The sequence below is a fragment of the Streptomyces sp. DT224 genome (assembly GCF_049844595.1).
Taxonomy (GTDB): Bacteria; Actinomycetota; Actinomycetes; order Streptomycetales; family Streptomycetaceae; genus Streptomyces.
Window position 1 is genome coordinate 120,674 of record NZ_JBNCLI010000002.1, and the last position, 13,622, is coordinate 134,295.

Below are 13,622 nucleotides of genomic sequence, written 5' to 3' on the forward strand. Positions count from 1 at the left end.
CCCACCCCAGGAGAACCGGAGACGCCATGCCGTCCCTGCGCGACGCGGCCCGTGGCCGCATCCTCTTCGGAGGCGACTACAACCCCGAGCAGTGGCCCGAGGAGGTGTGGGAGGACGACGTCCGGCTGATGAAGGAGGCCGGGGTCAACTCCGTCACGCTCGGCGTCTTCTCCTGGGCGAAGATCGAACCCCGCCCCGGCGCCCGCGAGTTCGACTGGCTGGACCGGCTGATGGACCTGATGCACGCCCACGGCATCGGCGTCGTGCTCGCGACGCCGACCGCGTCCCCGCCGCCCTGGATGGGGGCGCGCCACCCGGAGACCCTGCCGCGCGCGGAGGACGGGTCCGTCGTCTGGTACGGCTCGCGCCAGCAGTTCTGCCCCAGCTCGCCGGTCTACCGCCGTTACGCCGCCGCGCTCACCGAGGACCTGGCCGCGCGGTACGCGGAGCACCCGGCGCTCACCGTGTGGCACATCAACAACGAGTACTGCACGCACTGCTGGTGCGACGAGACGGCGGGCCATTTCCGCCGCTGGCTGCGCGACCGGTACGGGTCGCTCGACGCGCTCAACGAGGCGTGGGGCACGGCCTTCTGGAGCCAGCGCTACGACGCGTGGACGGAGATCCTGCCGCCGCGCAAGGCGCAGTACATGAGGAACCCCACCCAGGTACTGGACTTCAAGCGCTTCACGTCCGACGCGCTCATGGAGTGCTTCACGGCCGAGCGTGACATCGTCGCCCGGCACACCCCGCACATCCCGGTGACGACGAACTTCATGCCGCTGTGGTCCGGCCAGGACGCCTGGGCCTGGTCGGCCGAGGAGGACATCGTCTCGGTCGACGTCTATCCGGACCCGCGTGACCCGTGGGGCGGCCAGTACAACGCCATGCTCGCCGACATGACGCGCTCGCAGGCCGCCGGCCCGTGGATGCTGATGGAGCAGGCGGCCGGCGCGGTGAACTGGCGGGGCGTCAACCATCCGAAGCCGGAGGGGCTGAACCGGCTCTGGTCGCTCCAGTCGGTGGCGCGCGGTGCCGACGCGATCTGCTACTTCCAGTGGCGGCAGTCCCGGCAGGGCTCCGAGAAGTTCCACTCCGGGATGCTCGGCCACGCCGGTGAGCGGGGCCGCGCCTTCCGCGAGACCCGGCAGCTGGGCGGCGAACTCGCCGCGATCGGCTCCTCCGTGTCCGGGACCGGCGTAACCGCCGAGGTCGCCGTCCTGCACGACTGGGACGCCTGGTGGGCGGGCGCCCAGGAAGGGGGCCCGTCCGCGCTCCTCGACTACGCGGAGGTGATCCGGCGCTGGCACCGTGCCCTGTGGGAGAACGGCACGCCCACGGACTTCGCCCGCCCCGACGCCGACCTGAGCCGCTACAAGGCGGTCCTCGTCCCGCACCTCTACCTGCTCGACGACACGGCGATCGACAACCTCGTGGCGTACGCACAGGGCGGCGGGCACCTGGTGTGCGGGTTCTTCAGCGGCGTCGCGGACGTGGACGACCGCGTCCGGCCGGGCGGCATGGACGCCCGCCTGCGCGAGCTGTTCGGGATCGCCATCCTGCACGAGTGGTGGCCGCTGGACGCGGACGAGGCCGTGGAGTGCGACGGATTCCGGGGCACCCTCTGGTCCGAGGAGCTGGAGGCGGCCGAGGGCACCGAGGTCCTGGCCGCCTACCGCGACGGCGAGCTCGCCGGGCTGCCCGCCGTGCTGCGCCGGGGCGGCGCGGTCTACGTGTCCACGCTCCCCGAGCCCCCGGCGCTGCGGGCCCTGCTGGCCGACGTGGTCCGGGATGCCGGGGTGGAGCCGGTCCTCGCCGGGCTGCCCGAAGGGGTGGAGGCGGTGCGCCGGGGCGAGCTGCTGTTCCTGCTGCACCACCGCCGCGAGATGGTCACCGTCACCGTGCCCGGCGTCCACGTGGATCTGCTCACCGGGCGAGCGGTGACGGACCGGATCGCGCTCGGCCGCTACGGCGTCGCGGTGCTGCGGAGATCCGCGCCGTGACCGGGCGCACGGACATCGACTCCACCTGGGAGCCGCGCCCCGCCGCCCGTTGGGAGGACGCCTTCCTCGGCGGCAACGGCCGGCACGGCGCCATGGTGTACGGCGACCCCGCCGACGACCGCGTGATCGTCAACCACCACACCCTGGTCCGGCCCAACGGCAGTCAGCACGTCCGGCCGCCCGAGCTCGCGGACCGGCTGGACCGGCTCCAGAGCGCGCTGCTCGCCGGGGAGACCCGGGCCGCGGAACACTTCGGCGCGGGCCGGCCGCTGGTGTGGGTGCAGCCCTTCCACCCGGCCTTCCAGACGCGCGTCCGGCCGGTGCCCGGGAACGCCGCCGACCCGGCCGCGGCCTATCGCAGGTCGGTCGACTTCGCCACGGGTGAGATCACCGCCGGCTGCGAGTCGTGGCGCAGCCGGGTCTTCGTCTCGCGCGCCGACGACGTGATCGTCCAGTACGTCACGGGGCCGGGGCTGGCCGTGGATGTGACGCTCGACCACGCCCTGCCGGGCGCCCCGCCCCGGCTGGCCGTCGGCCGGAGCACCGTGCTCACCCCGGACGGGGCCAGGCTCACGCTGCGCGCGGGCTACCCCGACAGCGACCTCGCGTACACCGGCGCGACGGTGCTCCGCACGGAGGGCGGACGCGTCTCGGTGGCGGGCGAGGGCGTCCGCGTCGAGGGGGCGAGGAGCCTGCTGCTGCTGACCCGGGTGCGCCGGCACGCGGGCCACCTGGACCTGGCGGCGGAGTGCGCCGCGCTGCCCGGTGACGGCTACGACGCGCTGCTGGCCCGGCACGTGGCGCTGCACCGGCCGGCCTTCGGGCGGGCGGCGCTCACCCTGGACGCGGACCCGGCCGAACGGGCGCTGCCCGGCTCCGAGCTGGTGCGCCGGCCGGACAGCCCGGCCCTGCTGGAGCGGCTGTGCGCGGCGGGCCGCTACCACCTGCTGTCCGCGTCCGGGGCCCTGCCGCCCCGGCTGACCGGGCTCTGGACGGGTGACTGGGACACCGCCTGGTCGGGGGCGTTCACGACGAACGCCAACCTGAACCTCCAGATCGCCTCGGCCGCGGCGGCGGCGCTGCCCGAGGTGTCCGAGGCCCATGCGTCGCTGGTGTACGGGCAGCTCGCGGACTGGCGGGACAACGCCCGGGCGATCTTCGGAGCGCGCGGCATCGTGGCCCCGTCGCACACGGACGGCGAGTCCGGGCACACCCGCCACTACCAGCGCGCCTACCCGCTGCACCTGTGGACGGCGGGCGCCGACTGGCTGCTGGAGCCGCTGGTCGAGCACGCGGAGACGACGGGGGCCGAGGACCCCCGGCTGACCGGCGCACTGCACGAGACGGCCCTGTTCTACGAGGACTTCCTCACCCGGACCGGCCCCGACGGGCGGGTGGCCGTCGTGCCCTCGTACTCGCCGGAGAACCGTCCGGCCAACGCGAGCTGGGGCACGGTCGACGCGACGATGGACCTCGCGGCGGCCCGCCACGCGCTCACCGCCTCGGCCGCCCGCTCCCCCGACGGTGCGACCGCCGAGCGCCGCCGGGCGCTGGCGGACCGGCTCGCCGACTACCGGATCAACGAGGACGGCGCCCTCGCCGAGTGGGCGTGGCCGGGGCTGGCGGAGACGTATGACCACCGCCACCTCAGCCACCTGTACCCGGTGTGGCCGCTGGACGCGATCAACCCCTACGACACACCCGGGCTGGCCGCCGCCGCGCACCGGGCGCTCGAACTGCGGGGCGCGGAGAACGACTCGGCCCACGGCCATCTGCACCACGCCCTGATCGCGACCCGGCTGCGGGACCGGACCCGAGCCTCGGCGGCGGTCCGCTCGGTGCTGGCGGGCGACTTCTTCCACGACTCGCTGATGAGCGCGCACTACCCGGGTCGCGATGTGTACAACGCGGACGCGGCGCACGCCCTGCCCGCGGCCGTGATCGAGTCACTGGTCCAGTCGGCCCCGCACCGCCTGGTCCTGCTTCCCGCACCGCTCGCGGGCTGCCCGGCCGGTGAACTGCGCGGAGTGCGTACGCGGTTCGGGGCGACCGTGGACCTGCGCTGGTCGGCGGACGGCTCCGCGACGGCGGTGCTGCGCCCGGACCGGGATGCCCGCGTCGACGTCCGTACGGGCGACGGGCACACCCTCACCGAAGCCTCCGCCGGCTCCCCCTCGGCTCCTCTGGAGCTGACGGCCGGCGTGGACCGCGTCCTGGAACTCCGGCCGCGGTAGCACTTCCCCCCACCCACCATGGAAGGACGACCATGGCACAACGCACTCTCAGCAGGCTGGCCCTGACCCCGGCGGTGGCGCTGGCGGCCCTCGTCGGCTTCGCCGCCGCCCCCGCCCAGGCGGCCGTCTGGTCCTCGTCGGACCAGTGGGGCACGTACACCACCTCCGACGACTACATCCTCTACAACAACATCTGGGGCTCCGGCGCGGGCGCCCAGTCCATCTGGGCCAACTCCTCGTCGAACTGGGGCGTCTGGGCGGACCACCCGAACACCGGCGGCATCAAGTCGTACCCGAACGCCAAGAAGGTGGTGAACAAGCCGATCGGCTCGCTGTCGTCGCTCACCAGCACGTACAACGTCACCGTCCCGTCGTCCGGCGCGTACAACACCTCGTACGACATCTGGGACAGCGACTACGACTATGAGGTCATGCTTTGGGTCAACTACAACGGCGCCGTGGGCCCGTTGGGCACCTCGCAGGGCAATGTGACGCTGGGTGGGCACACCTGGACCGTCTACAAGGGCGACAACGGATCCAACCAGGTGTTCTCGTTCCTGCGGACCTCGGACTCCACCTCGGGGACGGTGAACATCCTGCCGATCCTGAAATGGATCAAGGACACCAAGGGCTGGTGGGGCGACGAGACCATCGGTGACGTCCAGTTCGGCTACGAGATCACCTCGTCGGCCGGCGGGCTCGACTTCCGCACGAACGCGTTCGGCGTCTCGGCGAGCTGACCCGCGCAGCTGAGGAGCCGGCCCCCGCGCGGGGGCCGGCTCACGCGTCACACCGGGGCCGGGCCGGTGCTCTCACGCAGCGTCAGTTCCGGCGCGAGCAGCTCGACTTCGTCGGTGCCCCGGCCGGTCAGTTTGGCGACGACGTGCTCGACGGAGCGGCGGCCCATCTCCTGGGCCGGTATGGCGACGGAGGTCAGCCGCACCGACGCCTGCGTGGCCACCTGCTCGGGGCAGATCGCCACCACCGACACGTCCTCGGGCACGGCGCGGCCCTGCTGGCGCAGCAGGTTGAGCAGGGGCTCGACGGCCGCCTCGTTCTGCACGATGAAGCCGGTGGTGCCGGGGCGCTCGTCGAATATCCGGGACAGGGTCTGGGCCATCGCCGCGTACCCGCCCTCGCAGGGCCGGTGCAGGATGCGCACGCCGGTCTCCTGCGCCTTGGCGCGTACGCCGTCGACGGTCCGCTCGGCGAATCCGGTGTGGCGCTCGTAGACCGCGGCGGCCTCGCCGATGACGGCGATCTCGCGGTGCCCGAGGCCGGCCAGGTGCTCCACGCAGAGGGCTCCGGTCGCCTCGAAGTCGAGGTCCACGCAGGTCAGTCCCGTGGTGTCGGCGGGCAGGCCGATGAGCACGGCGGCCCGGTCGGTCTCGCGCAGCAGGGGCAGCCGCTCGTCGTGCAGTTCGACGTCCATCAGGATCATCGCGTCGGCCAGCGAGCTGCCGGCGATCCGCCGCACCGCCGCGGGCCCCTCCTCGCCGGTGAGGAGCAGGACGTCGTAGCCGTGGGTGCGGGCGGTGGTGGCGACCGCGATGGCGATCTCCATCATCACGGGCACGTACATGTCGGTGCGCAGCGGCACCATCAGCGCGATGATGTTCGACCGGCTGCTGGCGAGCGCCCGGGCCCCGGCGTTGGGATGGTAGCCGAGCTGCTGGATGCTGCGCTCGACACGCTCGCGGGTGGCGACGGAGATGGAGCGCTTCCCGCTGAGGACGTAGCTCACCGTGCTCGCGGAGACTCCGGCGTGCTGCGCGACCTCGGCCAGGGTGACCATGCGGCTCTCCCTCACCGGTCAGATGTGGCGAAGCGCTTCGACTCCGCTCTCCCCGCCCGTGACGCGGAGAGACAGCGCGAGCCTAGCCCTGCCATGACGGCATGTCCAGACCACTGTCGAAGCGCTTCGATACCTCTGTGCGCGTCGGCTACCGCAACGATATGCCCGCCGCCCCTCGCCCCGTCACACCGGCTCAACTGCCGAGCAGAACGGGAAGGGAATCCAGCGCGCCAGGACGGTCGTTCACGATCAATCCCGGACCGTGGACGGTCGCCCCGGCCGGTCCGCGCGGAGTCTCACCCGGTGCGCAGCCCCGGATCGCTCACCCCGGGCGCGCCCGTCTCGACGTGCCCGGCGAAGCGCCGCAGGAAGGTGGCGTCCGCGTCGCTCGTGACGGTGACGTCGTACCAGTACTTGCTGCGGCGCAGGTCGAGCGAATGACTCACGGTCTGCCCCGGTCGCACGGTGACCGTCCGCACCTCTCCCCCGTACGCGGCGGCACTGCGCAGGGTCAGCCGGACGGTGCCGGTTCCGGTGTGGGTGAGCGTGAGTGCGAGGTTGCCGGTCGCCGCGTCGTGCCGGGCCGTCACCTCGGGTCCGGCGGTCCTGCCCGGGCTGCGGAATGAGCGCAGGAAGCCGTTCGGGCCGTGCACGGTGAGGTCGGTGACGCCCTGGGAGTACGCGGTGTTCCAGGAGTCCGCGACCGTGGCGCCCGCGTGCGTGGTGTAGGTCCAGGGCCCGTCCGTGCGGTTGCCGGAGGTGACGAGGAACTGCGCGCCGGCCGCCGGTCCCCCGCCGAAGGTGAGCCGGAAGGTGCCGGTGGCCGGGTCGGCCGCGCCGTCCGCCAGGGGCGCGTAGGGCAGCGGGCGGGTGGGCCGCGAGCCGCGCTCCTGTTTCGGCACCGCTCCGGTGGCGGGCGGGACGGGCCTGTAGTCGGGGTGCCGGTCGCCGTCCGGGGGCTCGTAGGCGGCGGTGGAGGGCAGTTCGGGCGGGGAGGCGTCCGTGCGCCGGAAGTCGAAGGCGGAGGTCAGGTCGCCGCAGACGGCCCGCCGCCAGGGCGAGATGTTCGGCTCGTGCACCCCGAAGCGCCGCTCCATGAACCGGATGACGGAGGTGTGGTCGAAGACCTCCGAGCAGGCGTAGCCGCCGGTGCTCCACGGCGACACCACGGTCATCGGCACCCGCTGGCCGAGCCCGTAAGGACCCGCCGCGTACCGCAGGTCGCCCGGGAAGTAGTCGGCGGCGGTCTCCACGGTGGACAGGCCCTGCGCGGGCCCGGACGGCACGTACGGCGGGACCACGTGGTCGAAGAACCCGTCGTTCTCGTCGTACGTGATGAACAGGGCGGTGCGGCCCCAGACCTCCGGGTCCGACGTCAGTGCGTCCAGGACCTGCGCGATGTACCAGGCGCCGTAGTTCGCGGGCCAGTTGGGGTGCTCGCTGTACGCCTCGGGCGCCACGATCCAGGACACCGAGGGCAGCGTGCCGGCCCTGATGTCGGCCTTCAGGTCGTCCAGCAGACCGCCCCCGTTCTTCAGGTCGCTGCCGGTACGGGCCTTGTCGTACAGGGCGTCGCCGGGCCGGGCGTCCCGGTAGGAGTCGAAGTACAGCAGCGAATTGTCGCCGTATGTGCCGCGGTACGCGTCCCCGATCCAGCCCCAGGACCCGGCGGCGTCCAGGCCGTCGCCGATGTCCTGGTACACCTTCCACGACACACCGGCCTCTTCCAGGCGCTCCGGGTAGGTCGTCCAGCCGTACCCCCGCTCGTCGTTGCCCAGCTCGGGCCCGCCGCCGGCGCCGTCGTTGCCGGTGTAACCGCTCCACAGGTAGTAGCGGTTGGGGTCGGTCGAGCCGATGAACGAGCAGTGATAGGCGTCGCAGACGGTGAAGGCGTCGGCGAGCGCGTAGTGGAACGGGATGTCGTCCCGGGTGAGGTGGGCCATCGTGGTCGCCGTCTTGGCGGGCACCCACTGGTCGTAGGCCCCCTTGTTGAACGCCCGGTGCCCGCCCGCCCAGTCGTGGTTCAGGTCCTGGAGGAACTGCATCCCGAGGGCGTCGGCCGGCGGCCGGAACGGCAGCACCTCTTGGCCGGCCGCGTCCGTCTGGTGCCAGACCGGCTTGCCGCTGGGCAGGGTGACCGGGCGCGGGTCGCCGTAGCCGCGTACGCCCTTCATCGTCCCGAAGTAGTGGTCGAAGGAACGGTTCTCCTGCATCAGGACGACGATGTGCTCGACGTCCTCGATGGTGCCCGTACGCCCCCGTGCGGGCAGGGACGCGGCACGGGCGATGCTGCTCGACAGGGCGGTGAGGGCGACGGAGCCCCCGGCGAGCTTCAGGAGCCGGCGGCGGTCGATTTCTGCCATGGGTGGATGCCTTCGCGGTGGGGGGACATGGGGGAAAGCGACTGGAGTGTTCCAGACCCGCCGGTCTCCGCGTAAGGCTCTTGCCATGTGCACGGAGTGACGCCGGGCGGAACAGTCGGCGAACCTACCCAGCTGGGCCGGGTCCATTCCCCGCGCCTACCGCGACACGCTCGCGGAGATCGCGCGCGATGCCGCAACCGCTGCCCCATGAGCCACGTCCGACCGGGACGGAGGCGCGGAGCACCGGTGCCGGGGCCCTTCGCCCGGCGGCGGGACGAGCGGTGAGGTGTACGTGCCGCCCGTCACGAGGCCCGCGTCGGCCATGCGGTCGTACGCGGCCAGGATGAGGTCCCTGGTGCGGTATCCGCCGTACCGGGCCTCGTCCTTGCGCCGGACGATGGGGAAGGTGTCCAGGATGTACGCCGTGTCGGCGCGGCCGATTCCGTACAGGTGGAAGAAGAACGCGTCCAGTTCCGCCCGGATCCGGCTGCGGCGGTCCTCGTCCCAGCGGAACGGGCCGCGCGTGTCGCCCAGGTCAGCGGCGAAGGGGCTCATGTCGTGCGCGGTGCAGGTGAGTTCCAGGACGCGCGGGATCAGGAAGTCCGTGTGGCGGCGGACGGTCTCCGGGGGCAGGACGGGCAGTTGGCGGATGTGGAAGAAGTTGAGGTTGAGTCCTGCGGCCTTCTGGCGGGTGACGTAGTCGTAGACGAAGGAGTTGAAGTGGGCCACCAGGGCGGCGCTGTCGCGTGAGCTCCTGGTGTGCAGCAGGAAGACGGAGTCGCCGATCGCCGCCGGGGGCAGGATCGCGGCGATCATGGTGCGCTGGTTGGTGGGGCTGCTGATACGGAGGAAGGCGAGACGGCCGGGCGGGGTGCCGGGCGGTGTCTCGGCGCGGTCCACCCAGTTGCCGGGGAGGGCCAGGCGGGACGCGGAGGCCCAGGCGTCGGCCGTCAGATAGGCGGGCTGGTTCTGGCGTTTGACGGCGGTGGCGCTCTTGACCACGTCGGCCGCGCGGTGGTTGTAGGCGTCGACCATCTTGGCCTCGTACAGCGGGAGCATGACCCGCTCGCCGTTGACGTAGTGGTTCCCGGCCGCCTGCCAGCCGGTGGCCGTCAGCTCCTCGCGGGTGCGGAAGCGGTGCGAGTCGTTGGCCATGTGGAACATGGTGCCGAAGGTGACGCCCCACGGGTTGCCCGCCGGGGCGCCCTCCTCGATCAGGACGGGGAGACGCGCGTAGATGCCGAGGGTGATCTCGGCGTCGCGGCGGGTCCGGAAGACCGGGCAGGTGCCCGTGTTGGGGTTGAGGAGCGTGATCTCCTGGGGCGTGAGCGCGAACACCCGCCCCTCGTCGGCAAGTTCGGCCGGGTCGCGAAGGAAGAAGGCGAACCTGGCGGCGGGTTCGCGCAGGGCCCGGCCGGTCAGGGACAGGATGCTGAACTTGAACGAGCGGTGGACGTCGGGGAAGACGGGCGCGGCGTTCTCGAAGTCGTACAGGGCGGCGAGCGTGCCCCGGTCGACCAGGTCCTTGAAGTAGAAGCGGGTCGTCGCGTCCGTGGCGATGCCCGTCGGCACGATCATGCCCATCCGGCCGCGAGGGCCGGTCAGCGCACGGCCCGCCTCGGCGAACACGGCGTACGTGTTGATGTCACCGCGCCCGGTCAGTGGGTACCGTCCGCCGTTGCGCAGGAAGTGGCTCGTCCCCTCCGCCGTGCGCTTGGCCGCCTCGAACGCGGTGTGCAGGGCGGTGCGGTCGGGGTCCTCCTTCAGCGCGGCGATCAGGCGTTTGCGGGCGGCGGCGGTCTTCGCGGCGGCGATCTCCGCGTCGTGCTGGGCGAAGAACTCCTGCTCCTGGAGCTTGATGCGCTCCCAGGGCGGATTGCCCAGGACGCAGTCGAAGCCGCCGGTGCCGTCCGCGCCGAAGACCTCGGGGAACTCCAGGTGCCAGTGGAAGAACCGGTACCGGTCCCGCAGCCGCGCGATCTCCTCGTGGGTCGGCCGGGGCGCGCGCCGCAGGTCGCGGAGGACCGCGTCGGTCACCGCCGGCGGGGCATCCGCCGTCCTGCGCCAGAGGAACGCCGCGCACCAGGCGTCGGCGGCGTCGCGCCCCGGTGCGACGGCCCGGCCGCCCGAGGCCCTCCGCTCGGCCCTGTTCCGCTTCCTCAGGGCCCCGGCGTGCGCGCGGTCGTCGCCCGCGAGCGGGGCGAACGCCGCGTCGGGGACGCCGCCCTGCAGCAGGTCCGGCACCGCGCCGATCAGGGCGTTGCCGTGCTTGACGCGGTCGTCGAGGAAGGTGAGCGGCCGGCCGGGCTCCGGGGCCTCCAGCCACAGGGCCATCCTGGTCAGTTCGACGGCCATGGGGTCCAGGTCCACGCCGTGCACGCAGTGGGCGACGACCTCGTGGAGCACGTCGCGGGGCGGCTCGGCCGCGCGTCCGCGCACGGCCTCGGCGCGCCGGGCGATGCGGCGGGCCGCCGCCACCAGGAAGTGGCCGGAGCCGCAGGCCGGGTCGCAGACGGTGAGGGCGAGCAGCTCCCGGGCGGCGGCCTCGCCCGGGTCGGCGGCGCCCGCTGCCTCGCCCCGTGCGACGGCGGCGTCGAGGACCGGGTCGAGGGTGGCGTCGAGCAGGCACTCCACCAGGGCGGCCGGGGTGTAGTAGGAGCCCGACGTCTTACGGGCGTTGCCGGGGACCCCGACCAGCGCGAAGGCGCGGTCCGCCGCGTCGATCCGGGGGACGAGTTGGAGGAGCGATTCGTGGACGGACCCCAGTTCCTCCGCCTCCAGGCGGCCGAAGTCGACCGTGCGGGCGCGCCGCGTACCCGGGTCCGGGGCCTCGGACAACTGGCGTACCGCGGTGAGCAGGTCCTCGTCGGACAGGGCCAGGCCGTGCAGCGGGGCGTCGGCCTCCGTGGCGGTGAAGATGCCGCCGAGCCCGGGCAGGCCGAGGCCGGGGTCCCCGTCCGGTGCGCCGAGGGCGTCGAGGACGGCGCGCAGCGCCGCGTACGGATTCCCGTGCTCCGCGGCGCCGCGCGCGCGGGCGCGCAGGCGGGCCGTGGCGAAGTGCGTCGCGTAGCGGGCCCTGGCGCGGGCCGTCGCTTCCGGGAACAGCAGGACGCCGCGGTCCTCGGTGACGAAGAGGAAGAGGAGCCGGAAGACGAGGCGCAGCAGGGCGTGGTGCAGGGCGGGGGCGTCCGCGTGCGCGCGCAGCGCCGTGTTGGCGGGGTGGCGCAGGAAGCCGGTGCCGAGGGTGGTGAGCGCGGCGCGCACCCCTGGGCACAGCCGGTCCGGGGTCCGGCTGCTGGGGACGGCGGGCATCAGGCGGACTTCCCGGCGGTGACGGTGGGGAGCGGAGACGGCGACCGGAATCGTATCCGAGGCGGTCGGCGTGCGGGGGCCGCTCGCCCGGTGTTGGCTATCCTGACGACCGTTGCGGATGTGATCACGGGGGGCCGCGGGCGGGGACGGCGCGCCGGGCGAGGGGAGAGTCACGTGCAGGGTGCCGCGAGCCGGGGGTCGGCCAGGAAGGCCGAGCAGGCGTGGAACCAGGGGATGGCTCTCATGCGGCAGGGGGACGGCGCGGGGGCCGCCGCGCAGTTCGCGCTCGCCACGCGGCACGACCCGACGGCCGCTGACGCCTGGCTGGGCCTGCATGTGACCGGCACGGACCAGAAGGCGGCGCTGGACGGGCTGCTGCGCTCCTCGGCGCAGTTCGGGGCGCTGCGCTCGAAGTACCACTCGCCGTTCCGGTCCACCTTCCAGATCGGTCACTACGTCACCTTCCGGCTGGAGAACTCCCGCGACCTGTGGCTGGCGGCCATGTCGGCGTTCCTGGACGACCGGCGGCTGGACGAGGCGTGGAAGGGGCTCTCCACGGCACTGCTGGACTGCGACGAGACCCGGTTCGTCTGCACCCGGTACGCGTTCCTGAAGGAGGACTGGCCGCTCGTCCTGAGGTACGCGCCCGGGATCGGTGACGCGTTCCTGCGCGACGAGGCGCAGTTGTACGTGGGCTGCTCGCTGTTCGCCCAGGGGGTGTGCCACGAGTCGCTCAACGTGCTGTCCGCGCTGCCGGGCAAGCTCGAACGGGGCAGCAGGTTCGACGCCGAGGTGAAGTACTTCATGGGGCGGTCGCTGGAGGCGCTGGGCCGCGAGGAGGAGGCGCTGCAGCGGTACCAGTACGCCTTCCGGTGCGCGCCCGACCTGCTCGACGTGGAGTCGCGCGCCCGGGCCCGCCCGGCGAGCAAGCCCGCCCCGGCGCCCGCGTCCCCGGTCGCGGCCACGGCGGGCGGGGGTCCGTCCGCGACCGGTTCCGGCGGAGGAGGCGAGGGCGGGCTGTCGGCCGAGGACCGGGCCCGGGTGCTCGCCGAGGCGCAGCGGGCCCTCGACGCCATGATCGGGTTGCAGCCGGTGAAGCGCCAGGTGCTCACGCTGATCGCGCAGTTGCGGATGTCCGCGCTGCGCGAGGAGCAGGGTCTGCCCGGCGGGGCCCGTCCCCGGCACTTCGTCTTCGCGGGGCCGCCCGGCACCGGCAAGACGACCGTGGCCCGCATCATCGGCCAGGTGTTCGCCGGGCTCGGGCTGCTGAGTTCGGGGCACGTGGTGGAGGCCCAACGCGCCGACCTGGTCGGCCAGCACCTGGGGTCGACGGCCCTCAAGACCAACGCGGTCATCGACTCGGCGCTGAACGGGGTGCTGTTCATCGACGAGGCGTACTCGCTCGACATCACCGGGCTCAACGGCGGCGACGCCTTCGGCAAGGAGGCGGTCCAGGTCCTGCTGAAGCGGGCCGAGGACGACCGGGACCGGCTCGTCGTCGTACTCGCCGGATACCGGGACGAGATGTCGGCGCTGCTCGCCACCAACCCCGGACTGGTCTCCCGGTTCAACACCCGCGTCGACTTCCCCTCGTACTCCGCCGGGGAACTGGTCCGGATCGCCCGGGCCGTGCTGGCCTCGCAGGGCGACGAACCGGACGCGGGCGCGCTCGATGTCCTCGCATCGCTGTGCACGGCGATCGTGGACGGCGGCAAGGCCGATCTGGTGGGCAACGCCCGCTTCGCTCGCGAACTGTGCGCGAAGGCGTCCGCGCAGCGCGATCTGCGGCTGTACTCCGCGCACACCGGATCCACGCCGACCCGGCAGGAGATGGTCACCGTCCTCGCCCGGGACATCGTCGCCGCGCACGACGAGCTGATGGAGGCGCACCGCGACGCGGAGGAGGCGTAGGACC

At 73.1% G+C, this 13,622-nt stretch carries 7 protein-coding genes; 4 read left to right on the forward strand and 3 right to left on the reverse strand.

Annotated features, from left to right (window positions below; genetic code table 11):
• The first annotated feature begins 26 nt into the window (after positions 1-26).
• The 3 genes from ACLQ2N_RS04350 to ACLQ2N_RS04360 are packed head-to-tail and all read left to right on the forward strand — an operon-like array spanning position 27 to position 4,977.
• Entirely contained in the window at positions 27-2,003 is a 1,977-nt protein-coding gene (locus ACLQ2N_RS04350; RefSeq protein ID WP_425809184.1) for a beta-galactosidase, read from the forward strand.
• Positions 2,000-4,237, forward strand: a complete 2,238-nt coding sequence (locus tag ACLQ2N_RS04355) for a glycosyl hydrolase family 95 catalytic domain-containing protein (protein WP_425809186.1) — start codon at positions 2,000-2,002, stop codon at positions 4,235-4,237. The genes ACLQ2N_RS04350 and ACLQ2N_RS04355 overlap by 4 nt, the downstream gene beginning before the upstream one ends.
• 32 nt (positions 4,238-4,269) lie before the next feature.
• A complete protein-coding gene (locus ACLQ2N_RS04360) occupies positions 4,270-4,977 on the forward strand; it encodes a glycoside hydrolase family 12 protein (RefSeq protein ID WP_425809188.1) in 708 nt (235 codons plus the stop codon).
• A 47-nt stretch (positions 4,978-5,024) separates the two neighbouring features.
• On the opposite strand, the gene ACLQ2N_RS04365 is transcribed toward ACLQ2N_RS04360, so the two are convergent.
• From ACLQ2N_RS04365 to ACLQ2N_RS04375, 3 genes are all read right to left on the reverse strand, one after another.
• Positions 5,025-6,032, reverse strand: a complete 1,008-nt coding sequence (locus ACLQ2N_RS04365; RefSeq protein ID WP_425809190.1) for a LacI family DNA-binding transcriptional regulator — start codon at positions 6,030-6,032, stop codon at positions 5,025-5,027.
• A gap of 296 nt (positions 6,033-6,328) precedes the next feature.
• The gene (locus ACLQ2N_RS04370) at positions 6,329-8,395 is read right to left on the reverse strand and encodes a phosphocholine-specific phospholipase C (RefSeq protein ID WP_425809192.1); all 2,067 of its coding nucleotides are present in this window, start codon (positions 8,393-8,395) and stop codon (positions 6,329-6,331) included.
• Between the two features lie 156 nt (positions 8,396-8,551).
• A complete protein-coding gene (locus ACLQ2N_RS04375; protein WP_425809194.1) occupies positions 8,552-11,707 on the reverse strand; it encodes an Eco57I restriction-modification methylase domain-containing protein in 3,156 nt (1,051 codons plus the stop codon).
• A gap of 174 nt (positions 11,708-11,881) precedes the next feature.
• Between ACLQ2N_RS04375 and ACLQ2N_RS04380 the strand changes: the two genes are divergently transcribed.
• Positions 11,882-13,618, forward strand: a complete 1,737-nt coding sequence (locus ACLQ2N_RS04380; RefSeq protein WP_425809196.1) for an AAA family ATPase — start codon at positions 11,882-11,884, stop codon at positions 13,616-13,618.
• Positions 13,619-13,622 lie beyond the last annotated feature (4 nt).

What these genes read in the sequence shown, in the direction of transcription:
- ACLQ2N_RS04360 (WP_425809188.1), top strand. Translation starts at nt 4,270, where the DNA reads ATGGCACAACGCACTCTCAGCAGGCTGGCCCTGACCCCGGCGGTGGCG.
- ACLQ2N_RS04365 (WP_425809190.1), bottom strand. Translation starts at nt 6,032, where the DNA reads ATGGTCACCCTGGCCGAGGTCGCGCAGCACGCCGGAGTCTCCGCGAGC.
- ACLQ2N_RS04375 (WP_425809194.1), bottom strand. Translation starts at nt 11,707, where the DNA reads ATGCCCGCCGTCCCCAGCAGCCGGACCCCGGACCGGCTGTGCCCAGGG.
- ACLQ2N_RS04350 (WP_425809184.1), top strand. Translation starts at nt 27, where the DNA reads ATGCCGTCCCTGCGCGACGCGGCCCGTGGCCGCATCCTCTTCGGAGGC.
- ACLQ2N_RS04370 (WP_425809192.1), bottom strand. Translation starts at nt 8,395, where the DNA reads ATGGCAGAAATCGACCGCCGCCGGCTCCTGAAGCTCGCCGGGGGCTCC.